We start from the raw sequence: 26,372 nt of genomic DNA on the forward strand, positions 1-26,372 counted from the left end.
ATTGGTAGGAGTTAGCCGACAAGCCGGGCGACATCGTTGAAAAGGGCAATGCACATCATGCCCAGGAGAATCGCAACGCCACCGCGCTGCAGACGGTCCATCCAGGCGTCTGACACGCCCCGACCGGTGATCCATTCCCAAAGATAATACATCAGGTGTCCGCCGTCCAGAACCGGCAGCGGCAGCAGGTTCAGCACACCCAGGCTGACACTGACCAGGGCCAGAAATACCAGATAGGACGTCCATCCCATGGTGGCAGACTTGCCGGCGTAGTCGGCAATGGTGAGCGGGCCGCTCAGGTTCTTCAGCGATGCTTCGCCGATGACCATTTTGCCCATCATCTTCAGCGTCAGCGCAGACACTTCCCAGGTGCGGACAGCGCCTTGCCACAGGCCATCGAGCGGCCCGTAACGCACCGTGACAAATTCAGGCGGCGCGCCGACGTAAGCACCGATGCGGGCCACCGCCACATTGTTTTCCTGGCGGATTTCGGGCGTGACCTGCAGGGTCAGTGGCTGACCTGCGCGCAGAATCTGCCAGCGTTGCGGCACCACGCTTGCTTGATCCGCGCCTGGCGATGGGGCATAGGAGCGAATGGTTTCGCGCAGTTGCTGGCCATCGACGACCGGGAGGTCACCAATGCGCTGGACCACGTCGCCGGCTTTCAGTCCCGATTTTTCAGCGACGCTGGCTGCCATGACCTCGCCGATCACCGGTGCGGTCCACGGACCGACAATGCCGATTTTTCGGAACAGCTGGGCATCGGCATCTGCGGCATCAAGCTTGCTGAGCGGCAGCACAAGCGTTCGTGTCGATGCGCCGGCCTGGTCGCCGAGCACCAATTGCAAATCATGCCCATCGAGGGCACCCTGCGTCAGGCGCCAGCGCAGGTCTTCAAAAGAGCGAACCGTTTCCAGTTTTTTGCCGTCGAAGGCCGCCTTCTGAACAATCTCCCCGCCATTCAGTCCGGCCCGCTCGGCCAGTGAGCCTGCCACCGGACTGGCCAGAATTGCCCGGGGTTCCTGCACTCCGCTCCAGTTCACCAAGGCATACAGCAATACGGCGAGCAGCAGATTCGCCAGTGGCCCGGCCGCCACGACCGCTGCTCGCGACTTGAGCGGCTGGGTGTTGAACGCCAGGTGGCGCTCGGCCGGATCGACCGGCGCTTCGCGTTCGTCGAGCATCTTCACATAGCCGCCGAGCGGCAGCATGCCGATGGAGAAATCGGTGTCCTTGCCCTTCAGGCGCCAGGTGAAGAGCGGCTTGCCAAAACCGATGGAAAATTTCAGCACCTTGATGCCGCAGGCCACGGCGACCCGGTAGTGGCCGTACTCGTGCACGGCGATCAGGATGCCCAGCGTTACAAGAAAAGAAACCAGCGTCAGCATCTCAGGACTCCAGTCGTTCGGCGATTTGACCGGCTACCCGGCGCGACTCTGCGTCTAACGCCAGCAGGCCTTCAATATCGTGGATGTCAGACACGCCAACCGCCTCAAGAGTTGCATGGTTGACCTGGTGAATCTGGTCAAAGCGGATTCGCCTGTCCAAAAATGCGGCCACGGCTATTTCATTGGCGGCATTCAGGACGGCCGCGCTGCCGACTGGCGCCCTGAGCACTTCCCAGGCCAGTGGCAGGCCTGGGAAGCGCGCAGCGTCGGGCACTTCAAACGTCATGTTCGCCAGGTTGGTGAAGTCGAGCGTCTTGGCGCCGGAACTGATGCGCTCGGGCCAGGCCAGGCCATAAGCAATCGGCACCCGCATGTCGGGCGTTCCCAGTTGCGCCACCACTGAACTGTCGTGGTACTGCACCATGGAATGGATGATGCTTTGCGGATGGATCACCACTTCGATTTGCGCCGGCGCCATGCCAAACAGGTATTTGGCCTCAATGACTTCGAGCGCCTTGTTCATCATGGTGGCCGAATCGACCGAAATCTTGCGGCCCATGACCCAGTTCGGATGGGCGCAGGCTTGCTCGGGCGTCACATAGCGCAAGCTGGCAGGCGCGCAGGTGCGAAACGGTCCGCCTGAGGCGGTCAGGATGATTTTTTCGACCCGGCGCGGCCAGCTGGCCGCGTCATCGGGCAGCGACTGAAAGATGGCCGAATGCTCGCTGTCGATCGGCAGCAGCCGGGCGCCCCCGGCTTCAACTGCGCGCATGAACACGTCGCCACCGACCACCAACGCCTCCTTGTTGGCCAGCAGCAGGCGCTTTCCGGCCCTGGCTGCAGCCATGCAGGACGGTAACCCGGCAGCGCCCACAATCGCTGCCATCACCGCATCGACGCGCTCATGCGACGCTATCATTTCAAGAGCAGTTTGCTCATACAGGACATGCGTGGACAGCCCATTTGACTTGATTTTTTCAGCCAGCATGCGGGCATGAGGCTCGCTGACCATCACGGCGTACTGCGGCTTGAACTGTGCACACTGGGCCAGCATGAGATCAACCTGGGTGGCAGCACTCAGGGCAAACACCTCGAAACGATCAAGGTGCCGCGCAATCACCTCCAGCGTGCTGACGCCTATGGAGCCGGTCGAACCCAGAACGGTGATGCGCTGCTTTTCGAAGGTCATGTAGGAGAGGGTCCGGCCGGAAAGGTTTACAGGGTGACCAGCATCATGGCCAGCGGCAAGGTGGGCAAGAGCGCATCGACACGGTCGAGCACGCCGCCATGGCCGGGCAGCAGACCGCTGGAATCCTTGACACCGGCGCTGCGCTTGATCAGTGACTCGACCAGGTCGCCCACCACGCTCATGGCAGCCAGAAAGATAACGGCCAGCAGCATCAGGGCGATACCGTGGCGCTGGGCCAACTGGCTGTAGAGCGTGTTGCCGCCCCAGAAAGACCAGGCCAGCGAAAGCGCGACCACACCGGCCATGCCGCCCCAGACACCTTCCCAGCTTTTGCCGGGACTGATGGACGGGGCCAGCTTGCCCTTGCTGAAGCGACCGCCCAAGGCACGGCCCGCAAAATAGGCAAAGATGTCGGCCACCCAGACCAGCACCAGCACCGACAACAAAAATTCTATGCCCATGACACGTGCCTGTGCAATTGCCAGCCACGCCAGCCACAGCGCGACCAGGCCACCGCAAAGACGCAGCGCCTTTGGAATTCGGGGCCAGCCGGAAACGCCGGCGCGCAAAAGCCAGGCACCAGCCAACACCCAGGCACCACCTGAAGCCGCCCATAGAAGGGCCAGTGGACGGTCAAGCAGGCCGCCGTACCATGACAGGCCGCATGCCAGTACGCACAGCGCTGCCAGCCCGAAAGAGCCACCCTGCCCAAAGGCATTGAGGCGCCCCCATTCCCAGGCACCTGCGGCAATCATCAGCAAGGCCAGGGCACAAAAAGGAACCGGCGTCCTGTAGAAAAGCGCAGGAAGCAAAATTGCCAGCAGGACGATGGCCGTTATGACACGCTGTTTAAGCATCAGGCAGCATTTTCATTGGAAACCATTTGCGGAGTGCCCAACTGGGCCGAGGTCTTGCCAAATCGGCGCTCGCGGGCACTGTAAGCGGCAATCGCTTCGTCGAGTGTCGCCGCTTCGAATTCAGGCCACAGGCGGTCTGAAAAATACAGTTCCGAGTAAGCGGCCTGCCAGAGCATGAAATTGCTGATGCGCAATTCCCCACCGGTGCGGATCAGGAGATCGGGGTCTGGCACATGTGCCAGCGCCAGCGCCCGGTCCAGAGACTGCTCGGTGATGGCTTCGCCACGGCTGGCCAGTTTCTGTGCCGCCTGGGCAATGTCCCAACGTCCGCCGTAGTTGAAACACACGTTGAAGATCAGGCGCTGGTTTCCCGCCGTGTTGAGTTCAGCTTCCAGCAGGCCAGCCTGCACCTTGTTCGAAAGCCGCTGGCGATCGCCAATAAAGTGAAGCTGGACGCCGTTGGCGTTCAGGCGCGGCACCTGCTTGGCCAGTGCAAGCACCAGCAAATCCATCAAACCGGACACCTCGTCCGAAGGCCGGTTCCAGTTTTCGGAAGAAAACGCAAACACCGTCAGCACGCGGACACCGCGCTCAAGACAGGCCTTCACGCAGTCGCTGAGCGCATCGACGCCCTGCTTGTGGCCCGCAATGCGTGGCAACAAGCGTTTCTTGGCCCATCGGCCATTGCCATCCATGACAATGGCGATATGGTGCGGAACGATCACGGCGGAAGTTGCCACGGGCTGGTTCAGGCCAGTTGGTAGGAGATCAAACCGCCATCAGGTCTTGTTCCTTGCTGGCGACCATCTTGTCCACCTCGACAATGAAACGGTCGGTGAATTTCTGGACTTCGTCCTGCGAACGGCGTTCGTCGTCCTCGGAAGCCAGCTTGTCCTTGACGAGTTTCTTGACGCCGTCATTGGCATCGCGGCGCAGGTTGCGAATGGCCACCTTGGCGTGCTCGCCCTCGGCGCGCACGACCTTGGTGAGTTCCTTGCGGCGCTCTTCGGTCATGGCTGGCATAGGAACGCGGATCAGGTCGCCCTGCGATGCCGGGTTCAGGCCCAGGTCGGAATCACGGATGGCTTTCTCGATCTTGGCGCCCATGCCTTTTTCCCAGGGCGAAACGCTGATGGTCCGGGCATCGAGCAACGCCACATTGGCCACCTGGCTGATGGGCACCATCGAGCCGTAATAGTCCACATGCACGGTGTCGAGCAGGCCGGGATTGGCGCGACCGGTACGGATTTTGGTCAGGTTGTGCTGGAACGATTCCAGGGACTGCTGCATTTTTTGCGTTGCCTGCTGCTTGATCTCAACAATGCTCATTATCGAATCTCCTGATGACTGAATTCAAAAAAATGCAAAACGGCTATCTTGAGCCAGGCCGGCTCAGACGTGAACCAGAGTGCCTTCATCCTCGCCCATTACCACGCGCTTGAGCGCACCGTGCTTGAAAATGCTGAAAATCTTGATCGGCAGCTTTTGGTCGCGGCACAAAGCGAACGCCGTGGCGTCCATCACTTCGAGATTTTTACCGATGGCTTCGTCAAAAGTAATGTTGGTGTAGCGCGTGGCTTTGGGATCTTTTTTCGGATCAGCAGAATACACACCATCCACCTTGGTTGCCTTCAGGACAATTTCAGCACCGATTTCAGCACCGCGCAAAGCCGCCGCCGTGTCGGTTGTAAAAAATGGATTCCCGGTCCCTGCCGCAAAGACAACCACTTTCCCCTCTTCCAGATACTGCAGGGCCTTTGGCCGCACGTAAGGCTCGACGACACGCTCAATGGCAATGGCAGACATTACCCGGGCAATCAGCCCCGCCTTGTCCATGGTGTCGCCCAGCGCCAGTGCATTCATCACCGTGGCCAGCATGCCCATGTAGTCTGCCGTGGCGCGGTCCATGCCGACCGAGCCACCGGCCACGCCGCGAAAGATATTGCCGCCACCAATGACCACTGCCACTTGAACGCCCATGCGCGTGACCTCGGCAATCTCCTCCACCATGCGAACGATGGTCGCGCGGTTGATGCCGAACGCGTCATCACCCATCAGGGCCTCACCTGACAGTTTTAACAAGATGCGCTTGTAGGCTGGCATGGAGAAGCTTTCGTGATGGGATGAATGAATAAAAACCGATCTTCCGGATGGTCGCAAGGGCTCAGGCGCCCTTGGCGGCAGCTACTTGGGCGGCAACCTCGGCAGCGAAGTCGTCAACCTTCTTTTCGATGCCTTCGCCTACGACATACAGCGTGAAGGATTTGACGGTGGTCGCCTTTTCCTTGAGCATCTGCTCGACGGTCTGCTTATCGTTTTTAACGAAGGTCTGGTTGTTCAGGCTGACTTCCTTCAGGTATTTCTGAACACCGCCCTCGATGCGCTTGGCAACGATTTCAGCGGACTGGATCGGCTTGCCAGCGGCCTGCGCGACAGAAGCGTCTTCGGCAGCCTTGGCGGCAGCGACCGACCGCTCCCTGGCCACCAGATCGGCCGGCACATCGGCGCTGGACAAGGCCACCGGCTTCATGGCAGCCACATGCATGGCCACGTCCTTGGCAGCTGCTTCCTCGCCTTCGAACTCGACCACCACGCCAATGCGCGTGCCATGCAGGTAGGCGGCGGATTTGCCATCGGCAAAGCGCTTGAAACGGCGAACCGTCATGTTTTCACCGATCTTGCCGATCAGACCCCTGCGCACGTCTTCGACGGTGGGACCGAAGCTGTCCATCGACAGCGGCATCGCAGCCAGGGCCGCCAGGTCGGCAGGGTTGTGCTTGACAATGCCTTCGGCGACCGCATTGGCGAAGGCCAGGAAGCTGTCGTTCTTGGTCACGAAATCTGTTTCGCAGTTGATTTCGACCAACGCGGCGTTGTCGCCTTCGCGGGCCATGGCCACCACACCTTCAGCGGTGACGCGGGAAGCCGCCTTGCCGGCCTTGCTGCCGAGCTTGACGCGCAGCAGTTCTTCTGCTTTTTCGAAGTCGCCTTCCGCCTCGGTCAGCGCCTTTTTGCATTCCATCATCGGCGCGTCGGTCTTGGCGCGCAGTTCAGCCACCATCTTTGCAGTAATTGCCATTGCCATTTTTAATTCTCCGTAATTTCGTTTCGACCTGGAAGTGCGCGTCAAGCAGCGCACTTCATCTTGTTAGCTTGCAAAAAAGGGGCTACGTGAGCCCCTTTTACGCGTTTGGCCCAAGGCCATTGCCATTTAGGCGGCTGCGTTTTCCACTTCGACAAATTCATCGGAACCTTCGTCCTGCACAGCATGGACAACCTTGTCCATGGCGCTGGCGCGGCCTTCGATGACAGCGTCGGCAATGCCGCGAGCGTACAGCGCCACAGCCTTGGAGGAGTCATCATTGCCAGGGATCACGTAGTCGATGCCCAGGGGCGAATGGTTGGTGTCCACAACGCCGATCAGCGGAATACCGAGCTTTTTGGCTTCCAGGATCGCGATCTTGTGGAAACCAACGTCGATCACGAAGATGGCGTCCGGCAGCGCGCTCATGTCCTGGATGCCGCCAATGTCTTTTTCGAGCTTTTCGATTTCGCGCTTGAACGTCAGCTGTTCTTTCTTGCTGATCGTGTCCAGGCCGGCTTCCTGCTGCGCCTTCATTTCCTTGAGGCGCTTGATCGAGGTCTTGACCGTCTTGAAGTTGGTCAGCATGCCGCCCAACCAGCGCTGGTCAACGTAAGGGATGCCGGCGCGCTGGGCTTCGGCGGCAACGGTTTCGCGGGCGGTGCGCTTCGTGCCGACCATCAGGATGGTGCCGCCGTTGGCGGTCAGCTGCTTGGCGAATTTCATCGCTTCCTGGAACATCGGCAGCGATTTTTCCAGGTTGATGATGTGGATGCGGTTGCGGTGGCCAAAAATGAAGGGGGCCATTTTTGGGTCCCAGAAGCGGGTTTGGTGACCAAAGTGGACGCCGGCTTCCAGCATTTCGCGCATGTTCGTTGACATAATTCATTACTCCGAAGGTTGTTTCTAAAACCAGCGCTTATCGCCGGAGAAATTTCCGGACAACACCTTGTGTGGCTGATTTGCGATTTACCCTGTGAACGACTTTGTCGCCATTCGCAGAGCCGGCTGAGTATAACATTCCCTTCCCATGAACCCGTACAAACCCCTATCCCCGACCGACCTTCACGCCGCACAACAGTCCGTCCAGGATGGCCAGTACAGCACCGACGAAATCCTTGCGCAGGCAGCAGCCATCGCCTTGGGCGACGCCTGCCGTTATGCCTTCATGCCTGGTCAGGCCCATGGTGCAACTTACGCACCGTCATCTGGCGCTGGCAGCGATCCGGCCTTGCCACTTGCCGGCATTCCGGTCTCGGTCAAGGATCTTTTCGATGTGGCGGGCCAGGTCACGATGGCCGGATCAACTGTGCTCGCCGCAACGCCGCCGGCCCGGGCCGATGCCGTCGCCGTGGCGCGTCTGCGCGCGGCGGGCGCGGTGCTGGTCGGCCGCACCAACATGGTCGAGTTTGCTTTTTCAGGTGTCGGCATCAATCCGCACTACGGTACGCCGGTGAATCCGGCCGACACCGACATCCAGCGCATCCCGGGCGGATCTTCGTCAGGCGCGGCCGTCTCGGTTGCCACGGGGGCGGCCCTGGTGGGGCTGGGCTCCGACACCGGCGGTTCGCTGCGGATTCCGGCAGCACTGTGCGGCATCGTCGGCTTCAAGAGCACCGCGCGCCTGGTTCCATTGGCGGGTGCCGTGCCGCTGTCGCCCAGCCTGGACACGGTAGGCGCGTTGACCCGCTCGGTGCGCGATGCGGTGACGGTGCATGAAATCCTGTCGGCGCGACCCGTCCAACTGGCTGGCAAACCGCTGTCATCGTGCCGGCTGGCGGTCGCACGCACCCTGATGCAGGACGGGCTGAGCAGTACGGTGGCCGCCGCCTTCGAGAAAAGCCTGCGGCTGTTGCGCCAGGCGGGCGCCCGGATTAAAGAGATAGCGCTGGAGGAACTCGACGAACTGGCCGCCATCAATGCCACGGGCGGCTTGTCTGCCGCGCAAAGCCACGCCTGGCACCGCAAGCTGCTGGCTGATCACGAAGCGCAATACGACCCGCGTGTGGCGCTTCGCATCCTGCGCGGCGCCCGTATGAGCGCTGCCGACTACATCGACCTGCTGGCAGCGCGCCAGTCCTGGATTGCGCGCATGGAAGCGCGGCTGGAGATATTTGACGCCGTGCTGTCACCCACCGTGCCCATCGTCGCGCCGTCGATTGCCAGCGTGCTGCACGACGACGATGAATTCTTCCGCATCAATGCCATGTTGCTGCGCAACACCTCGGCGGTCAACATGCTTGACGGCTGTGCCATTTCCATTCCCTGCCACACGCCGGGCCAGTTGCCGGTCGGGCTGATGCTGTGGCATGCGGCGCTGCATGACGATGCCGTGCTGGACCTGGCGCTGAAAATCGAGGCAGCGCTTGCTTCTTCACTATTAAAACAGTAGCTAACTTTACTTTCTGGCAAAGCGGTAGAGGCCTTTTTTGTCAAAATATGAATCGCTGCTTGCAGCGGGTTTGTCAGTGTCTTGCGCACTATCCGGAACTTGCGCATGAAGGTCGCGGTCGTTGACGCTGGCATCCTGTGGATCACCACAGCCTGTGAACTGGCTGGCTTTACCTGGTGTTGGATCAAGCTCGACCATGGCATCAGCGACTGGGCGCTGAACTCCTCCAGCGCACGCGCCCTGGCGGCGGTGATGGTTCCAAGGCAAGCTGAAATTGACATGGAAGGATTCGATGGCAGCCGCCCAATATAAAAATCCGGTGGCAATGCGGACTTGTCCTACAGGCTCTGTCACAGAGTCGTTGCGGTTTGGGTACGAGAAAGCTTTACAGTGATTCCAGTCCCGGCATGTTGCACCGGGCGACTTATTTTGATTGGAGAACCCATGGGCATGTTCAGTTTTATCAAGGAAGCCGGCGAGAAATTGTTTGGTCGCGGCGAAGCCAAGGCGGCCCAGGAAGCCGCAACCGCAAAGCCCACACCCGAAAACGTCGCCGCGCTGAGCAAGACGGCCGGCGATGCGATTGCTGCCTATATCAACACCCAGGGACTGAAGGTCGAAGGCCTGCAGGTCAGCTTTGACGCGCCCAGCAGCACGGTGACGGTGGCCGGCGTGGCGCCCGACCAGGCGACGAAGGAAAAAGTTCTGCTGTGTTGCGGCAACGTTGAAAAGGTGGCTTCGGTCAAGGACATGATGACCGTCGCCAGCAGTTCGCCCGAGTCGCAGATGTATGTGGTCGTCAGTGGAGACAACCTGTCCAAAATCAGCAAGCAGTTCTATGGCACGCCGAACAAATACACCCAGATTTTTGAGGCCAACAAGCCCATGCTGAGCGATCCGGACAAGATTTATCCGGGACAGGTTCTCAGAATTCCACCTGACGCCTGAAGCGCCTGCACCCCAGGCGATGTAATGACAAGCCCGGTTCGCCGGGCTTTTTTGCGACTTTCTGGCAGGGCGGCCACTCTCCTGGAGGTCCGCCATACCTGCAAACCCGCACAATGGCGGGATGCAAAAAATCTCCAGTCTCACAAGTCATCCGCTGCACGACATTGCGGGCACCCGCCTGATCGAGCAGCAGATGGCTGGCGAGCTTGTCCCGCACACCCTCATGCAGCGCGCCGGACTTTCGGTCGCCCGCCTGGCGCTGGCATTGGCACCGCATGCCCGTTGCATCTGGATCGCGTGCGGGCCGGGCAACAACGGCGGCGATGGTTTCGAAGCGGCGCTGCACCTGCACCAATGGGGCAAGTCCGTGGTCGTGACCTGGACCGGTTTGCCGTCTGGCAAGACTGAACTCCCGCCGGATGCCCAGGCATCGCGTCAGCGGGCGTTGACGGCGGGCGTGGCCATGGCCAGCGAACCGCCGCAAGGCTTCGATCTGTGCATCGATGCGCTGCTCGGCATCGGCGCCGTACTCGACCCGGCGCGGCCTGGAGGCACCATGATGCAGGAATGGCTGGATGTCATGGAATGCAGTCCGGCGCTGCGGCTGTCGGTCGATGTCCCGACCGGTCTGAATGCCGATACGGGCAAGCCAAGCCTCAAGAAAACTACTAAATACATAGCGAACAATGCTTATGCAGCATGCGCAAACCGTCTTTTTACCTTGAGTTTATTGACATTGAAGCCAGGCTTGTTCACCGCCAGCGGACGGGACTGCGCAGGCGAGGTCTGGTTTGATGATCTCGGGGTCAGCCTCACCCCTCCGGCCGGCCAGTCCTTGGCCGCTGAACCTTGCGCCTGGCTGCTGGGGGCAGACCGCACCTGCCAGACCTCGCGCGCGAAGGCAGCGCATGCCAGCCACAAAGGCAGCTTTGGCGATGTCGCGGTGATCGGAGGCGAATCGACCGTTTCCACCCACATGACAGGGGCGGCATTGCTGGCCGCCAGCGCTGCCCTGCATGCAGGCGCAGGCCGGGTGTTCGTGGCCCTGCTTGGCAAGGCGCCCGACTTGCGCGTTGACACGGAACAGCCTGAATTCATGTTCCGCTCGCCGGAAGCGCTGGACATGGCGAACCAGGTCATCGTGTGCGGCTGTGGCGGCGGCCAATCGGTGGCATCCGTGCTTGCAAAAGTGCTGTCAACGGCCAGGCGGCTGGTACTGGACGCCGATGCACTCAATGCAATCGCCACCGACCCCCAACTGCAAACCCAGCTCAAGGCCCGGCATGGCCGCGGCTACAGCACCGTGCTCACTCCCCATCCGCTCGAAGCAGCGCGCCTGATCGGCAGCAGCGCTGCGGCGGTACAGGCAAATCGCCTTGAGACAGCGCGTCAACTCGCCGAACGGTTCAGCTGTCTGGTGGTGCTCAAGGGTTCCGGAACCATCCTTGCCGGACCGGGCCAGAACGTCTTGATCAATCCGACCGGCAATGCGCTGCTGGCCACGGCCGGCACCGGCGATGTACTGGCGGGATTGATCGGCGCTTTTCTGGCGCGGGGCCAGAGTAGCCTGGATGCAGCCCAAAACGCCGTATTCGAACATGGCCAGAGGGCGGATACCTGGGGCGCAAGCAGACCAGGTATGGCCCTGACCGCGTCAAGGCTTGCCCGAGGGCCGTCAGCCTAAATCAGGACCATCATGGCGATCTGGAGCACCACCAGCAGAACCAGCGCCGACAGGTCAACGCCGCCAATGGTGGGAATTACCCGCCTGACCGGCGTCAGCAGCGGCTCGGTCAGCCGGGCCAGCAGGCCATACACCGATGAGCCGGGCTGGACCCAGGACAAGATGGCATAACCCAGGACCAGCATGAACACCGTTTGCAGCACGACGCGAAGCAGCATTTTGACGGCAATCAGGGGCAGCATCAGAAAAACACCAGGCGTCCAGTCCAGCCCGCCTTCACCAACACTGCCCAAGACGCCAAACAGCAAGCCCACAAAAGTCGCATAAACCAGCGCCATCAACGCCGCGGCCAGCACGCTGGCCCAGTCCACGCGGGACTTGGTCCATGCCTTGGGCAGGGAGCGGCGCAGCGGCTTGACCAGCCAGTCGGTCAAGGCCATCACGAAGCTGCCGGGCTGGCCGGTCATGCTGACGCGCAGCCAGTTCATCCAGGCGCGCAGAAGCGCCGCAGCAATCAGCACGAAAAAAGCGGTTTCCAGCAGGAATGCCAGGATACGGATCAGCATAGGTTCCCGTCAGGTTGGTACATGCAAAAGTTCATGATGTCCTAGCGACGGGGCTTCTTGCCCTGTTTCGGTCCTGCGCCGGCGGCTGGTTTTTTCGCTGCAGACTTGCGCGCCCGGGGTTGCGATGCCCTGTCAGGCTGCGCCTGTCTACTCTTGTTCCCCGCGTCACGCTCGCTATGTCCGCCACGCCGCGGTCCGGCGACACGATCCTGCAGGGGCAATTCGCCCGCAGCACCGCCGGCCTTGTCTTTCATGGCACGGCTCAACAGCCCGGCCTTGTCCTCACCCTCGTGCACCAGGCGGAAATCAATTTTCCGGCCATCGAGATCGACGCGGCTGACCTGCACGCGCAGCCGGGTGCCCAGTGCATAGCGCATGCCGCTGCGTTCGCCACGCAATTCCTGCCGGGCTTCGTCAAAGCGGTAGTATTCGCCGCCCAGTTCGGTGATGTGCACCAGGCCTTCGACATACATGGCGTCAAGCGTCACAAAAACCCCGAAACTGGTTGCCGCCGTGACCACGCCGCCAAACTCCTCGCCCAGATGCTCGCGCATGTACTTGCACTTGAGCCAGGCTTCCACGTCGCGGCTGGCTTCGTCAGCCCGGCGTTCATTGGCGCTGCAATGCAGCCCGGCTGCCTGCCAGGCCAGCTGGTCGGCACTGGCTTTCTTCGGCTTTTCAGTCGGTTCCTTGACACGGGCTGCCAGTCGTTTGGACAGCTTGGCTTGCGCTTCACCCGGCGTGGGCAATACCGGCAACTGGTATTTCGTCTTTTTCAGGATGGCCTTGATCACCCGGTGCACCAGCAGGTCGGGATACCGGCGGATCGGACTGGTGAAGTGCGTGTAGGCCTCGTAAGCCAGGCCAAAGTGCCCCCCGTTCATTGGCGTGTAAATCGCCTGCTGCATGGAACGCAGCAGCATGGAGTGGATTTGCTGCGCATCCGGCCGTTCCTTGGTCGCCATGGCGATTTGCTGGAACTCGCTGGGCGCCGGGTCGTCGCTGACCGTCATGCCGATGCCGACGGCCTTGAGATAGTTGCGCAACACTTCGATCTTCTCGGGTGTCGGGCTTTCATGAACACGGAACAGCGCAGTGTGCTTGCTTTGCGCGATGAAGTCGGCAGAGCAGACATTGGCCGCCAGCATCGACTCTTCAATCACCCGGTGCGCCACGTTGCGGGTTCGGGGAATGATTTTCTCGATCCGGCCGACCTCATCGCAGACGATTTGCGTTTCAGTGGTTTCAAAATCAACCGCGCCGCGGGTGCCACGCTCCTTGAGCAAGGCCTGGTACACCTCGTGCAGTTGCAACAGGTGCGGCACGATGTCCTTGCGCTGCTGCGCTTCCGGTCCACGGGTATTGCCCAGGATAGCCGCGACTTCGTTGTAGGTCAGGCGCGCCTGGCTGAGCATCACGGCAGGATAGAACTGGTAGGCGTGAACCTCGCCCTTGGCATTGACCAGCATGTCGCAGACCATGCACAGCCGTTCGACATGCGGGTTGAGCGAGCACAGGCCGTTGGACAGCTTTTCGGGCAGCATGGGAATCACGCGGCGCGGGAAATAGACACTGGTGGCGCGGTCATAGGCGTCAATGTCAATGGCGCTGCCCGTCTCGACGTAATGGCTGACATCGGCAATCGCCACCAGCAGGCGCCAGCCCTTGCCGCGCCCCACCTTCACGGGTTCGCAGTACACCGCGTCGTCAAAGTCGCGCGCATCCTCGCCGTCGATCGTCACCAGAGCAATGTCGGTCAGGTCAACGCGATGCTGTTTGTCGACAGGACGGACCGCATCGGGCAAGGTTCGCGCCAGTGCCAGTGCGTTGTCGCTGAAGATGTGCGGCACGCCGTATTTGCGCACGGCTATTTCGATTTCCATGCCAGGGTCGTCGATTTCACCCAGCACCTCCGTCACACGCCCTACCGGCTGGCCGAACAAGGCGGGGGGCTCGGTCAACTGCACGACCACGATCTGGCCGGTCTTGGCCGTGCCGGTTGCCCCCTTGGGAATCAGCACATCCTGACCGTAACGCTTGTCCTCGGGAGCCACAAGCCAGACGCCACTTTCCTGCAACAGGCGGCCGATGATCGGATTGGGAGAGCGTTCGATGATTTCAGTGACACGCCCCTCGGGCCGGTTCTTTCGATCATGCCGCACGATACGCGCCTTGACGCGGTCGTTGTGCAGCACGGCGCGCATTTCGTTCGGCGGCAGGTAAATGTCGGCCTCGCCGTCGCTTCGCTGGACGAAACCATGACCGTCGCGGTGGCCGGACACAATGCCCTCGAATTCAGCGAGGAGTCCGGCGGCGGGGCCGGAATTGGGAAGATTTGTTTTGATAAGAAGTCTCTTTCATGAGATCGCGCTGGCCAAGGCTGTCCAGCCAGAGCGCGTTGTAAATGGAAATTGGCAAGCTCCGATTTTTTTGGTATCAGTTTAGAACCAGATACTAGCCGCGATTTGTGAAAAGCCGATGTTCCATTCAATGGGACGGCTTATCTGATTCGGCAATGGAAAATTCTGCTCAATTTGCCTTCAACATGGGGTCACCGTCCCACGTTTCTGAAAACTATAGAAAATTTTCAGTCACATGCCTGATAAGCCATAAATGTAATGTTAAACTGCTTGCTGTGCCCGGGTGGCGGAATTGGTAGACGCGCACGGTTCAGGTCCGTGTATCGCAAGATGTGGAGATTCGAGTTCTCTCCCGGGCACAAACTCACCAAGCTATAAAAGCTACTGCTAACGCAGTAGCTTTTTTTTCGCCTGGACCCTGCTGAGTCTTGTAATCCAATCCCTGTAGATACAGGGATTGACAAGAAACGCAACGACTCAAAGGCCTCAGACAGGCACGCCAATCAGGTCGTGTCCCTGTACACCCACAATCCGGGCACGCGTGAATTCGCCAACTTTCATGGTCTTGCTGATTTTCTCGGGCGGTAAAAGTTTGACCACACCATCAATCTCGGGCGCATCGGCATAGGACCGCCCTGTTCCACCCTTTCGTCCCAAGGCGGGTGCGTGGTCTACCAGCACCTGCATGGTCGCACCAACGCGCTGCTGGAGTTTGTGGCTTGAAACAGCCTCGGCCACCGCCATGAATCGCGCACGACGCTCTTCACGCACCTCCAGTGGCAACATTCCCGGAATATCATTGGCAGCGGCACCTTGCACAGGGCTGTAGGCAAAACATCCGGCGCGATCAATTTTTGCCACGCGCATGAAGTCAAGCAGATGCTCGAATTCGGCTTCTGTTTCGCCCGGAAAGCCAGCGATGAACGTGCTTCGAATGACGATTTCGGGACATATCTCGCGCCAGCGCGAAATTCGCTCCAGGTTCTTTTCTCCGCTGGCGGGACGTTTCATGCGCTTCAGGACATCCGGATGACTGTGCTGCAAGGGCACATCAAGGTAAGGCAGCACCTTGCCAGTCGCCATCAATGGAAGGATTTCGTCCACGCTCGGGTACGGATAGACGTAATGCAAACGCACCCAGGCACCGAAAGGCGCGGCAATTTCGCCCAGCGCCTGGACCAGTTCAAGCATCCGTGTCTTGACCGGCTTGCCATCCCAGAAACCGGTACGGTACTTCACATCGACGCCATAAGCAGAGGTATCCTGACTGATGACCAGCAACTCTTTTACGCCGCCCTCAAAGAGCGCACGCGCTTCGTTCAAAACATCCCCGACAGGCCGTGACACCAGATCGCCGCGCATGGACGGAATGATGCAGAAGGTGCAACGATGGTTGCAGCCCTCACTGATCTTGAGGTAGGCGTAGTGCCGGGGCGTGAGCTTGATGCCAGCAATGCCAAAGGCATTGGGTACAAGATCCACAAAAGGGTCATGCGGCTTGGGCAGGTTCAGGTGCACCGCATCCATCACTTCCTGTGTTGCATGCGGGCCAGTGACCGCCAATACGCTGGGGTGCATCTGGCGCACCAGATTGCCGCCGCTATCGCCGGTCTTGGCGCCCAGGCAGCCTGTCACGATGACTTTGCCGTTTTCAGCCAGCGCTTCGCCAATGGTATCCAGGCTTTCTCTGACCGCATCATCAATGAAGCCGCAAGTATTGACGATGACCAGGTCGGCGCCCTCGAAGGTTTTGGAGGTCTGATAGCCCTCGGCACTGAGCCGGGTCAAAATCAGCTCGGAATCGGTCAAGGCCTTGGGACAGCCCAGGCTGACGAAACCCACGCGCGGGGCGGGCTTGACAGGGGCAACAGGGGAAAGGGGAGATTGGGAAAGTACTTCGCTCATGGCTCTATTGTCTCAGAGCAGGCGAAAAAGCGATAAAACGAGGTCTATCGCTTTCAAATGATCGACTGGGCAGTTGGCTGCTAGCGCTTCAACCCGAGTGCGGCCAGCATCTGTTCGCTCTGCTTTTGCATCTGTTCCTGCATTTGCGTAAAGACGTTCTTGGATTGCTCGACGTAGGCTCCCATCATGCCCTGCATCATCGGTGACTTGGCATTCACGAACTGCGCCCACATCTCCGGGCTCAGGCCTTTGGACTGCTCTGCCATCTTCAGCTGCAGATCCATGAAACTCTGTACATTTTTTTCAAGGTACGCCCCCATGAAGCTCTGCATCGCGTCACCGTAGAAACGAATGATGTTGGACAGTACGGCTTCAGTAAACATGGGCGCGCCACCAGCCTCTTCTTCAAGAATGATTTGAAGCAAAATACTGCGCGTGAGGTCTTCATTGGTTTTTGCATCCCGCACAACGAAATGCGTACTGCTCATGACCAGGCGTCGTACCTCGGCGAGCGTGATGTAGGCCGACGTTTCGGTGTCATAAAGACGCCGATTGGGGTACTTTTTGATGATGCGTGCTGGTTCGACGTTGTCGACAGCTGTTTTTTTGCTTTTGCTGCCAAGACTGGCAACTGCAACCGTTTCACTTTCCGGGGGAGGTGAAACGGTTTGCGGAATAACGGATTTGTTGCTGTGCAATGATGACTCCAGGAGATGACGAATACCTGCCTTATGAGGGCGGGGTTCGGTACATTCTAGGAATGTCTTGATCTACGCAATTATTTATGGGTTATCTTTTTTCAATGTTTTGCTCAACAGGAACGAAACATTGAATAAGAAAACCAATTCAAAAAAATTGGTAGGCGCGATTGGACTCGAACCAACGACCCCCACCATGTCAAGGTGGTGCTCTAACCAGCTGAGCTACGCGCCTAAAGGACTGTTCAAGCTCGTATTCTAGCAGTGCAAAACACAGGTTTTCAAGCCTGCGCAAAAATAAGTGCAATCAATTCACCGCCTTCGCGCCGAGCGAACACCGGGCACATTGCCGACGATGCCGAGCACCTGATGAAGCCGGCCTGACTGGGGCACCTCGACCGTGAAGGTCATCCAGGCGGTTCCTCCGCGGTTGTCCTTGACCGACTGGGTCTGCACCCCGATCACATTCATTTTTTCCTTGGCAAACACTTCTGAAATATCGCGCAGCAGACCTTGCCGATCGGCTGCTTCCACCGCGACATCCACCGGATAAACTGATCCGTCAGGACCCTTGGCAGAACCCCACTCAACCTCGATCACACGGTCGGGACTGCCGCTGGCCATGTTGCGGAAATTGCTGCAATCGCTTCGGTGGATGCTCACGCCCTTTCCTTTCGCGACAAACCCGAGAATGACATCCGGGGGCGCGGGCTTGCAGCATTTGGCAAGTTGGGTCAGCAACGAATCCATCCCCACCACCAGCACACTGCCCTGGCCGCCTTTTGCAGCTGTGCCGGACTTGTCGGTCTGCCGTGGTTTTTTGGCCAGGACAAACTCGTCTGGCGACAGGACAGGTTCTGCAGGCCTGAGCATGGTTTCAATGGTGCGCAGAGAAAACTCGTCCTTGCCCACCACCTCGAACAGATCGTCGGCCGTCTTGAACCCCAACTGGAGCGCCAGATCCTGAAGCTTCATGGCCGTCTTGCCTTCGCGCTGCAGGAGCTTTTCAACGGCTTCCCGGCCCTTGGCCACGGTCTGCTCCATGGCCAGCGCGTTGAACCATGCCCGCACCTTCGATTTGGCACGGTGGCTTGACAAGAAACCCAGTTCAGGATTGAGCCAGTCGCGGGATGGACCCCCTTCCTTGATGGTGATGACTTCAACCGTCTGACCGTTTTGCAGCGGCGTGTTGAGGGGCACCATGACGCCGTCAATGCGCGCGCCACGGCAGCGATGGCCCAGGCTGGTGTGAACGCTATAGGCAAAGTCAACCGTCGTGGCGCCCTGTGGCAGTTCCACGATGGCGGCATCGGGTGTCAGCACATAGATGCGGTCTTCAAACAGGCCCTGATTGGCATCACGGGCACGCTGCGCGGCCGGTGCGGACAGTTCCCGCTCCCAGGCCAGCAACTGCCGCAGAACCGCGATTTTGGCGTCGTACTCGCTGCTGGCCGAAACGCCGGCGTAGCCTTTGGTGCCGGCTTCTTTGTAAGCCCAGTGCGCCGCCACGCCATGTTCGGCATGGTCGTGCATGGCCTGCGTGCGGATCTGGATTTCGACCGCACGCCCGTTTTTCTCACGGACCACCGTGTGCAGGGACTGGTAGCCGTTGACCTTGGGCTTGGCAATGTAGTCGTCGAACTCCCCGTCTATCGGCTCAAAGCATGAATGCACAAAGCCCAGAACGGCATAGCAGCCCTTCACATCGGCGGCAATCACGCGCATGGCGCGGATGTCGAGTACCTGGTCAAAATCGAGCGATTTGCCTCGCATCTTCTTGACGATGCTCCAGATGTGCTTGGGCCGCCCCTGCACCAGCGCCGCAATGCCGTTGCGGTTCAGGTTACGTTCGAGTTGCGTGCGCAGGGCTTCCATGAAGACTTCGCGCTCGGCACGTTTTTCATCAAGCAGCGTGGCGATCTGCCTGTAGGTTTCAGGCTCCAGGTAGCGAAAAGACAGGTCTTCCAGTTCCCACTTGATCTGCCAGATGCCCAGGCGGTTGGCCAGCGGTGCAAACACATGCAGCGACTCATACGCCAATGCCCTTGGGGCGGACTGCCGGCTGGCCGCGTAATAGCGCAGAGTCTGCAGACGCGAAGCCAGGCGCAGCATCACCACCCGCAGGTCGCGGGAAAACGCCAGCAGCATCCTGCGCACGTTCTCGGTCTGGGTAGCAGGGTCGTCATGCAAATGCGACTTGCCGTCCACCGCACGCGTCTGCCGCTGCACATAGATCAGCTTGGTGGTTTCCACTGCCAGTGCGGCATAGCTGGGGCCAAAAGCCTTGGCGATCACGTCCAGTGGCTTGTTCAGGTGCTGGCAGGCGTGCACCAGGTAAGTGGCCGCCTGCATGGCCTCGGAGCCGCCGATGGATTTGAGAATCGCAACCACTGCATCGGCGTGCGCCAGTACGTTTTCGCCGGTGTCCATCACCTCGCAGGCAATCAGCGGCTCGGCAAAAGCGCGCGCGCGCACCAGTGCGTGCGGCTGATCGGCCAGGTTGTCTGCCGTGGCCATGACGATGGGGCTGGGCGCGTCCGTGGAAGCCGAAAGGATGTGCGTTCCCGCCGCTTTGTTTTTCATGAAATCTCTGTCACCTTGTTGTCATTCCTCACCGGAGCAGGAAACCTGTCACCGCAGCGACCTGGTCTTGCGCAATCAGCGTTGGCGCATGTCCGACGCCGTCGAACTCGACCAGTCTGGCGAGCGGGCCGCGCTGCGTCATGGCCAGGGCGGTTTCCGGGCTCAGCAGATCGGATTGCGCACCCCGTATCACCAGCGTTTCGGCCTGGATGCCATCGTAAAGCTGCCAGAGCATCGCCTCGCCGTGCTGCGCGCCCGCTTCGTCCGCCAGCTTGAACGGAATGGCAATGGACGGATCGTAGTGCAGCCGCAGCGGGCTCGCGGCATCTGGCGCCACCGGCCTGACCATCGGCTTCGACAGGGCCAGCCATTGTTCCGGAGTGTGCGGGCCAAAACTGCTGGAGATGGTCCACATCGCGTCGGCGGCTTCCTGAAGATTATCGAAATGGCCGGCCTGCCCCAGGTAGGCACCAATGCGCTGAATCGCCTGCCACTGCAGCGCGGGACCGACATCGTTCAGTACCAGTTTGCGCACCGGCACCGGCAGCGGCAAGCCCGGCTGGCCGCACACCACCATGCCGATCAGCCCGCCCATGCTGGTGCCCACCCAGTCCAGCGTGGCGATGGGCGTCTGCGCGTGAAGCTGCGCCAGCAACGCGAGCATGTCTGCCGCATAAGCAGGCACCTGGTAGCCCATCGGGTCCTTGAGCCACTCGCTTTCGCCCCGGCCTGCCACATCGGGGCAGACGACGCGAATGCCGCCGTCGGGCAAGGGCCCGGCTTGCGCGCACAAAGCCTGCGCCAGCACGTCGAAGTCGCGGCCCTGGCGGGTCAGTCCATGCACGCACATCACCACATGCGGGCTGTCGGGCTGGCCCCATTGCCAATAGGCCATGCGGTGGCCGTCAGCGGCATCGGGACAGGTCACGTGATTCAGGCTGGGCTGGGTCATGGTGTGGGTCTCAGGAAAAGGCTGGAGTAAGCTTGATAATTGTCCGTGCAGGTTTCGCGCCATCTGGTGCGCCGAACGCTGCCCTCGTTTCAAGTCAACCATCGTAAATCATCCGAAGGAATTTCATGCTCAAAGGTAAAACGGCTCTTGTCACCGGCTCCACCAGCGGTATCGGCCTGGGCATTGCCAAGGCCCTGGCCGCACAGGGCGCCAACATCATGCTCAACGGCTTTGGCGATGTGGACGGCCCGAAAGCCGAGGTGGCCGCGCTGGGCGTGAAGGTTGCCTACCATGGCGCGGACATGAGCAAACCCGGCGAGATCGAGGCGATGATGAAGTTTGCCGCAGCCGAGTTCGGCCAGGTCGACATCCTGGTCAACAACGCCGGCATCCAGCATGTCGCCCGCATTGAAAATTTTCCGGCTGAAAAGTGGGACGCCATCATCGCCATCAACCTGAGCAGCGCCTTTCACGCGACGCGCCTCGCGCTGCCGGCCATGCAGGCGGCCGATGGCGGCAAGGGCTGGGGCCGCATCATCAACCTGGCTTCGGTGCATGGCCTGGTGGGTTCGGCCGAAAAATCGGCTTATGTGGCAGCCAAGCACGGCGTCGTCGGCCTGACCAAGGTCACCGCACTGGAGAACGCCACGTCCGGCGTGACCTGCAATGCGATTTGTCCCGGCTGGGTGCTGACGCCGCTGGTGCAAAAACAGGTCGATGCCCGGGCCGAGGCCGGCGGCATCAGCAACGAAGCAGCCAAGCAGCAGTTGCTGGGCGAAAAAGAGCCTTCGATGCAGTTCACCACGCCAGAGGAACTGGGCGCGCTGGCGGTGTTTTTCTGCTCGCCCGCCGGGGCCAACATTCGGGGTGTGGCCTGGAACATGGACGGCGGCTGGACCGCGCAATAAATCCCATAGGTCACGGCCAAGAAACAGCTTTTTATGATAAAAAAGGCTGTTTTCGCTTATCCAGCTTGCACCTTTAGCTATTTATTCAGTAGCAATTGAAGTGCTGACGGGCGCTACGCCTCGACGAGCATCTGGCTCACCAGGCTACCGATGGCCAGCGAACTGGTGAGTCCCGGCGATTCGATGCCGAACAGATTGACCAGCCCGGCCACGCCATGCACGGCAGGCCCCTGGATCATGAAATCCTTTGCCGGCTCGTCTGGCGACTGGATCTTGGGGCGCATGCCGGCATAGCCCGGCAACAAGGCGCCGTCTTTCAGGTCCGGCCAGTATTTGCGCACCTCGGCATAAAAGGCATCGCCGCGCGCCGGGTCCACCACCAGGTCGTCGGCCGATTCGACCCACTGCACATCGGGACCGAACTTGGCCTGCCCGCCCAGGTCGATGGTCAGGTGAACGCCCAGCCCCGCAGCCTCTGGCACCGGGTAAATGAGCCGGGAAAACGGCGAGCGTCCAGCCAGGGTGAAGTAATTCCCTTTGGCGTAATAGCTGGGCGGCACGGCCTGCGCAGGCAGTCCGTCAAAGCGCCGCGCCAGCGGCTGCGCCTGCAGCCCTGCCGAATTCACCACCCACCTGGCCTGCAATTCGGTGCCGTCGCCTGCTACCAGAGTAATAGCACCCGGTGCACAGTGGGCCTGCGCAAGAGGCGAATTAAGCACCACAAGCCCGCCCGCGTTCTCCAGGTCGCCTTGGTAGGCCAGCATGAGCGCATGGCTGTCAACGATGCCGGTGCTGGGCGAGTGCACGGCAGCCACGCATTGCAGCGCAGGCTCCATGGTTTGGGCTTGCTCCCGCGACATCAGCACCAGATCATGCACGCCATTGGCGGCGGCTTTCTTGATGATGCCTTGCAACTGCGCCACCTGCTCGTCGCTGGTGGCCACCAGCAGTTTGCCGCAGCGGCTGTGGCCCACGCCGCGCGCCGCGCAGTAGTCGTACAGCATGGCCCGGCCCTGCACGCAGAGCAGAGCCTTGAGCGAGCCCTGCGGGTAATAGATTCCCGCATGAATCACTTCGCTGTTGCGCGAACTCGTTCCGGTGCCGATGGCGTCGGCCGCCTCCAGCACCATCACCTCCCGGCCCTGCAAGGCCAGCGCACGCGCAACGGCCAGCCCCACCACGCCCGCACCAATCACCACGCATTCGATTTTTTCCATCAAGCCTCCTCAAAGCCTTCAATCACATTGACCGCATTGGTTCCCAGCGCAGCCGCCGCATAACCACCTTCCAGCACAAAGACCGTGGGCAAACCCAGCGCACCCAGTCGCTGGCCCAGTCGGCTGAAATCGCCAGATTGGAGCGCAAACTTCGAAATCGGGTCTTCTGCGAAAGTGTCCAGCCCCAGCGAGACCACCAGCGCATCGGCGCGGTAATGGTCAATGCGCTGGCACGCCCGCTCCAGCGCCTCGAACCAGCGCGATGCAGCACAGCCGGCAGGCAGGGGCAGGTTCATGTTGAAGCCTTCGCCCTCCCCTTGCCCGGTCTCGTCGGCATGCCCCAGAAAAAACGGGTATTCGGTCAGCGGGTCGCCATGCAGGCTGACGCACAGCACATCGGCCCGCCCGTAAAAAATGCTTTGCGTGCCGTTGCCGTGGTGGTAGTCCACATCCAGGATCGCCACGCGCCCGGCCCCGGCGTCGCGCATCGACTGCGCCGCCACCGCCGCGTTGTTCAGGAAACAGTAACCGCCCATGAAGTCGGCACCGGCATGATGCCCCGGCGGCCGGCTGCAGCAAAAGGCCGCGCGCACGCCGCCCTGGCCCGCAGCCACCAAAGCGGCGGCGCTGGCCGCTGCATCGGCGCCGGCTTTCGCCGCCTGCCAGGTGCCCGCCGACAGCGGCGAGCCGTTGTCCATGGAATACAGGCCCAGCCGGGCGATGAAATTGAGCGGCTCGATGTCACTGCGCAGGCTGCGGACCGGCCAGATGGAAGGAAAAGGCTGGCAGCGCTCATTGCCCGTCGCCAGCGCCAGCCAGTCAGCCCAGGCATGCTCCAGAAAGGCCAGGTAGCGCGGCGCATGCACTGTGCCCAGCACGGCGCGGCTATCGACCTGAGCGCTCTGCAAGCGATGGCCACGCTCGGTGAGCCGGGCTTTGACATATTCGGCGCGCGCCGGGGTTTCAAAGCAGGCCACGCGTTCGCCCCGGAAAAACTCGAATTCCGGGGCATGCGCCTGATGACTGTCATTGAAAAAGGTGATCATTGCTTGTCATCCGGAAATACGAAAAGCAAGGCCCGTTTGAGAAAAGACAGACCTTTCGGCAGCATGGCAGGGTCACAGCTGCCGGGGATCGGTCTTGAGCAGCATCTCGACCAGCGTTCGCAGATGCGCCTTCAGCGTGTCGAAACCGGCTGTCAACTCCAGTGTTTCCTCGTTCATGTAGAGCTTGCGGTTGATTTCCAGCTGGATACTGTGCCGCTGCGCTGCCGGGTCGCTGTACCGCCGCACCAGTTCCACGCCTTTGTACGGATGGTTGTAAGCCACGTGGTAGCCCAGCGCCGTCAGATGCGCGCAGACCCGTTGGGACAAGGCCGGGCTGGCGGTGCTGCCGTCACGGTCCCCAACGACAAAGTCGGCGTGCTTTTCGCCTGGAAAGTTGGTTGCGTGGCTGGAGGCGATCGCCGGCATCGAATGGCAGTTGACATGAAGGCTGTAGCCATGTCCAGCATGCGCCGCATCAATCGCCCCGGCCACGGCCGCGTGGTAAGGCTTCCAGCAATCTTCAATGCGATGCATCACTTCTTCCACCGACAGCCTGCGCTGGTAGATCGGCAAGCCGTCATCCGTGGTGCGCCAGATCAGCCCCTTGCCGAGCCGCACCTTGGAAAGCACGACCGGATCGGTGGCGACCGGATCAGGCCAGGGCTCGTCCAGAAGCGAAACATCAAGTTCCGTGGTGTTGCGGTTGGCATCCAGGTAGCTGCGCGGGAAATGCGCCTCGATCCAGTGCGCGTCCAGGCCGGGCGCAAAGTCGTAGAGCTTTTCAACATGCGTGTCTTCGGCCTTGCGCAGAATCGATGTTTCGCAGGTGTAAAGGAAGTCCGGGGGATAAACCACACCGCTGTGGGGCGAGTCAAGGACCAGCGCACTGCGGCCGGGAACATGGGTGATGAACTGCATGTTGCGACTTTATCAGCAGCCTTCGCGCTGCGCGCAACCACCTTAAAGGTAGATCCGGAGGCTGGCGAAAATAAGCTGTGGCCAGCCGGTCCTTTCTGCAAAACCTATTGAAGCCAGCCTTTTGTCCTACAAAAACTTGCCTGTTGACCCCACAGTTGCAAGGATTCGTTTCTCTAGAATTAATCGGGAACAAGCGCCTGAAGTTCTGCTCCTACCCTGCAGCTTCACTTTATTCACCACCGAAGGAACATCATGAAATCATTCAACCGCAGCTTTGCAGCCGCCGTTCTGTCGGTCGCTGCATTGACGGCTGCCGCAGGTGTCCAGGCCCAGAGCAATTACGCCTTGTATTCTCCCGGAGCCAGTTATGTGGGTTTGAACCTGGGTTCGTCGAATTACTCGCTGGGCAATGGCTCCAGGCTTTTCGCATCGGATGACACCGACACGGTCTACAACATCTACACCGGCACGTTCTTCACGCCAAACTTCGGGCTTGAACTGGGCTACACCAATTTCGGCAAGATAGCCCGGGCGGGCGGCGACACAAAGGCCGAGGGCTTCAACCTGAGCCTGGTCGGTCGGGCACCGATCACCCAGTCATTCAACCTGTTTGGCAAGCTTGGCACCACCTATGGCCGCACCGATGTGTCGGCCTTTCCGGGCTCGGGTGTCACGTCGGGCAAGGAAAACGGTTTTGGCGTCTCGTACGGCATTGGCGCGGAATATTCCTTCAATCCGCAACTGTCTGCCGTACTTCAGTATGACGAGCACAGGCTGAAGTTTGCCGGCGATGGCCGAGACCGCGTCAACGCCACCACGGTTGGCCTGCGCTACCGCTTCTAAGCTTTGTACCCACCGGCTGACGCCGGGAATACCGGGCCTGCAAACCATTGGCTTGCAGGCCTTTGGCTTTTCCACTTGTATATCGCTATTGAATACATAGCAATACATTGCCATGCATGCTGCGGGAATGGCAGTTTTGGCTGTCATTTCATTTCCAAATCAATCCGGCATGCCCCTGCTTCACCTTGCCGCGCCATCGCACGGCCCGAGGCTTCGCTCCAAATCTCTGATTGATTTGGAAACGAAATCAAATGCAGCAGTGAAATCCGACTGGCCCGCTGCATTTCGGACGCAGTGCCCCGATCAGCGAAAATACGCGAGGTTCCCGCTCTTCCCGCTTTCCCGATCCTCCTTGACTCCAGAACAGAATTCCGCCCCCATGCATCCCGACAAGTCAGTCAGTGAACGTTTTTTCCAGGCCCTGTTGTTTGAGGTGCTGGCCATTGCCATATGCGCGCCGCTGGGTGCCTGGCTGCTGGGTTACCCACTGGCCCACATCGGATGGCTGACGTTGATGATTTCGCTCATCGCGATGAGCTGGAACATGATTTTCAATTTTCTGTTCGACCGCACGCAACGCCGCATGGGCTTTGACCGCACGGTGGCGGCTCGCGCCGTTCATGCAGTGCTTTTTGAAATCGGGCTGCTGCTGGCCATCGTGCCGCTGGCTGCGTGGTGGCTGGGCATCGGCCTGTGGCAGGCTTTCGTGCTGGACATCGGCATTGCGCTGTTCTTTTTGCCGTACACGTTTTTCTTCAACTGGACCTACGACGTGCTGCGGGCACGCCTTATCGCCCGAAAAATCCGGCGCGCCAGGGCTTGAGCCTGACAGCGCA

General features: G+C 60.3%; 24 protein-coding genes and 2 tRNA genes. 8 read left to right on the plus strand and 18 right to left on the minus strand.

Translation table 11 applies throughout. The annotated features are described in order from the left end of the window. Positions 1–11: 11 nt before the first annotated feature. The 8 genes from rseP to rpsB form a co-directional block, all read right to left on the minus strand. Positions 12–1,388 carry an RIP metalloprotease RseP gene (rseP, locus tag GZ092_RS13185; protein ID WP_293637027.1) on the minus strand — a complete coding sequence of 459 codons (1,377 nt, stop codon included), beginning with the start codon at positions 1,386–1,388 and terminating at the stop codon, positions 12–14. A gap of 1 nt (position 1,389) precedes the next feature. Beyond that, a complete protein-coding gene (ispC, locus tag GZ092_RS13190; protein WP_293637028.1) occupies positions 1,390–2,577 on the minus strand; it encodes a 1-deoxy-D-xylulose-5-phosphate reductoisomerase in 1,188 nt (395 codons plus the stop codon). A gap of 26 nt (positions 2,578–2,603) precedes the next feature. Next, the gene (locus GZ092_RS13195) at positions 2,604–3,434 is read right to left on the minus strand and encodes a phosphatidate cytidylyltransferase (protein ID WP_293637029.1); all 831 of its coding nucleotides are present in this window, start codon (positions 3,432–3,434) and stop codon (positions 2,604–2,606) included. Further along, a complete protein-coding gene (gene uppS, locus GZ092_RS13200; protein ID WP_293637030.1) occupies positions 3,434–4,174 on the minus strand; it encodes a polyprenyl diphosphate synthase in 741 nt (246 codons plus the stop codon). The genes GZ092_RS13195 and uppS overlap by 1 nt, the downstream gene beginning before the upstream one ends. Before the next feature lie 28 nt (positions 4,175–4,202). Then, positions 4,203–4,763 carry a ribosome recycling factor gene (gene frr, locus GZ092_RS13205; RefSeq protein ID WP_293637031.1) on the minus strand — a complete coding sequence of 187 codons (561 nt, stop codon included), beginning with the start codon at positions 4,761–4,763 and terminating at the stop codon, positions 4,203–4,205. A gap of 63 nt (positions 4,764–4,826) precedes the next feature. Continuing rightward, on the minus strand, positions 4,827–5,537 hold the full coding sequence (pyrH, locus tag GZ092_RS13210) for a UMP kinase (RefSeq protein ID WP_293637121.1): 711 nt from the start codon (positions 5,535–5,537) through the stop codon (positions 4,827–4,829). A 61-nt stretch (positions 5,538–5,598) separates the two neighbouring features. Continuing rightward, complete coding sequence (gene tsf / locus GZ092_RS13215) at positions 5,599–6,513, minus strand: translation elongation factor Ts (protein WP_293637123.1); 915 nt, start codon at positions 6,511–6,513, stop codon at positions 5,599–5,601. 132 nt (positions 6,514–6,645) lie between these two features. Beyond that, positions 6,646–7,398 (minus strand): 30S ribosomal protein S2, encoded by a 753-nt coding sequence (gene rpsB, locus GZ092_RS13220; RefSeq protein WP_293637032.1) that lies wholly within the window; start codon positions 7,396–7,398, stop codon positions 6,646–6,648. Between the two features lie 148 nt (positions 7,399–7,546). On the opposite strand from rpsB, the gene GZ092_RS13225 reads away from it, so the two are divergent. The 4 genes from GZ092_RS13225 (at position 7,547) to GZ092_RS13240 (ending at position 11,540) form a co-directional block, all read left to right on the plus strand. Further along, the gene (locus GZ092_RS13225; RefSeq protein WP_293637033.1) at positions 7,547–8,908 is read left to right on the plus strand and encodes an amidase; all 1,362 of its coding nucleotides are present in this window, start codon (positions 7,547–7,549) and stop codon (positions 8,906–8,908) included. A gap of 105 nt (positions 8,909–9,013) precedes the next feature. Further along, the gene (locus tag GZ092_RS13230; protein ID WP_293637034.1) at positions 9,014–9,220 is read left to right on the plus strand and encodes a hypothetical protein; all 207 of its coding nucleotides are present in this window, start codon (positions 9,014–9,016) and stop codon (positions 9,218–9,220) included. Positions 9,221–9,352: 132 nt separating this feature from the next. After that, positions 9,353–9,856 carry a peptidoglycan-binding protein LysM gene (lysM, locus tag GZ092_RS13235; protein WP_293637035.1) on the plus strand — a complete coding sequence of 168 codons (504 nt, stop codon included), beginning with the start codon at positions 9,353–9,355 and terminating at the stop codon, positions 9,854–9,856. A 121-nt stretch (positions 9,857–9,977) separates the two neighbouring features. Further along, the gene (locus tag GZ092_RS13240) at positions 9,978–11,540 is read left to right on the plus strand and encodes an NAD(P)H-hydrate dehydratase (RefSeq protein ID WP_293637036.1); all 1,563 of its coding nucleotides are present in this window, start codon (positions 9,978–9,980) and stop codon (positions 11,538–11,540) included. On the opposite strand, the gene GZ092_RS13245 is transcribed toward GZ092_RS13240, so the two are convergent. Continuing rightward, a complete protein-coding gene (locus tag GZ092_RS13245) occupies positions 11,537–12,106 on the minus strand; it encodes a YggT family protein (RefSeq protein ID WP_293637037.1) in 570 nt (189 codons plus the stop codon). The two genes, GZ092_RS13240 and GZ092_RS13245, sit on opposite strands and share 4 nt — an antisense overlap. 41 nt (positions 12,107–12,147) lie before the next feature. Further along, entirely contained in the window at positions 12,148–14,451 is a 2,304-nt protein-coding gene (rnr, locus tag GZ092_RS13250) for a ribonuclease R (protein ID WP_293637125.1), read from the minus strand. Positions 14,452–14,743: 292 nt separating this feature from the next. On the opposite strand from rnr, the gene GZ092_RS13255 reads away from it, so the two are divergent. Then, positions 14,744–14,825 (plus strand) — tRNA-Leu (locus tag GZ092_RS13255). Between the two features lie 127 nt (positions 14,826–14,952). On the opposite strand, the gene rimO is transcribed toward GZ092_RS13255, so the two are convergent. The 5 genes from rimO to GZ092_RS13280 form a co-directional block, all read right to left on the minus strand. Beyond that, positions 14,953–16,371 carry a 30S ribosomal protein S12 methylthiotransferase RimO gene (rimO, locus tag GZ092_RS13260; protein WP_293637039.1) on the minus strand — a complete coding sequence of 473 codons (1,419 nt, stop codon included), beginning with the start codon at positions 16,369–16,371 and terminating at the stop codon, positions 14,953–14,955. 80 nt (positions 16,372–16,451) lie between these two features. Further along, positions 16,452–16,943, minus strand: a complete 492-nt coding sequence (gene phaR / locus GZ092_RS13265; protein WP_293637127.1) for a polyhydroxyalkanoate synthesis repressor PhaR — start codon at positions 16,941–16,943, stop codon at positions 16,452–16,454. A 284-nt stretch (positions 16,944–17,227) separates the two neighbouring features. After that, a tRNA-Val gene (locus tag GZ092_RS13270) sits at positions 17,228–17,304 on the minus strand. Positions 17,305–17,381: 77 nt separating this feature from the next. Continuing rightward, positions 17,382–19,652 carry a bifunctional (p)ppGpp synthetase/guanosine-3',5'-bis(diphosphate) 3'-pyrophosphohydrolase gene (locus GZ092_RS13275; RefSeq protein WP_293637041.1) on the minus strand — a complete coding sequence of 757 codons (2,271 nt, stop codon included), beginning with the start codon at positions 19,650–19,652 and terminating at the stop codon, positions 17,382–17,384. A gap of 28 nt (positions 19,653–19,680) precedes the next feature. Beyond that, positions 19,681–20,604, minus strand: a complete 924-nt coding sequence (locus GZ092_RS13280; protein WP_293637043.1) for an alpha/beta hydrolase — start codon at positions 20,602–20,604, stop codon at positions 19,681–19,683. A 125-nt stretch (positions 20,605–20,729) separates the two neighbouring features. Here GZ092_RS13280 and GZ092_RS13285 point away from each other — a divergent pair, with 125 nt between their 5' ends. Next, positions 20,730–21,512: a 3-hydroxybutyrate dehydrogenase gene (locus tag GZ092_RS13285; protein ID WP_293637045.1), complete on the plus strand. Its 783-nt coding sequence runs from the start codon at positions 20,730–20,732 to the stop codon at positions 21,510–21,512. A 113-nt stretch (positions 21,513–21,625) separates the two neighbouring features. Here GZ092_RS13285 and GZ092_RS13290 read toward each other — a convergent pair whose 3' ends face one another. The 3 genes from GZ092_RS13290 to GZ092_RS13300 all read right to left on the minus strand — a co-directional run bounded on the left by GZ092_RS13290 (position 21,626) and on the right by GZ092_RS13300 (position 24,693). Further along, complete coding sequence (locus GZ092_RS13290) at positions 21,626–22,729, minus strand: NAD(P)/FAD-dependent oxidoreductase (protein ID WP_293637046.1); 1,104 nt, start codon at positions 22,727–22,729, stop codon at positions 21,626–21,628. Further along, positions 22,729–23,775 carry a histone deacetylase family protein gene (locus GZ092_RS13295; RefSeq protein ID WP_293637048.1) on the minus strand — a complete coding sequence of 349 codons (1,047 nt, stop codon included), beginning with the start codon at positions 23,773–23,775 and terminating at the stop codon, positions 22,729–22,731. Before GZ092_RS13295 ends, GZ092_RS13290 begins: the two co-directional genes overlap by 1 nt. Before the next feature lie 72 nt (positions 23,776–23,847). Then, entirely contained in the window at positions 23,848–24,693 is an 846-nt protein-coding gene (locus GZ092_RS13300; RefSeq protein WP_293637050.1) for an N-formylglutamate amidohydrolase, read from the minus strand. A gap of 252 nt (positions 24,694–24,945) precedes the next feature. Between GZ092_RS13300 and GZ092_RS13305 the strand changes: the two genes are divergently transcribed. After that, complete coding sequence (locus GZ092_RS13305; protein WP_293637051.1) at positions 24,946–25,536, plus strand: outer membrane beta-barrel protein; 591 nt, start codon at positions 24,946–24,948, stop codon at positions 25,534–25,536. 379 nt (positions 25,537–25,915) lie between these two features. Beyond that, the gene (locus GZ092_RS13310) at positions 25,916–26,359 is read left to right on the plus strand and encodes a multidrug/biocide efflux PACE transporter (protein WP_293637129.1); all 444 of its coding nucleotides are present in this window, start codon (positions 25,916–25,918) and stop codon (positions 26,357–26,359) included. Positions 26,360–26,372: the final 13 nt, after the last annotated feature.

This window comes from Polaromonas sp. (assembly GCF_010365105.1).
GTDB lineage: Bacteria > Pseudomonadota > Gammaproteobacteria > Burkholderiales > Burkholderiaceae_C > Polaromonas.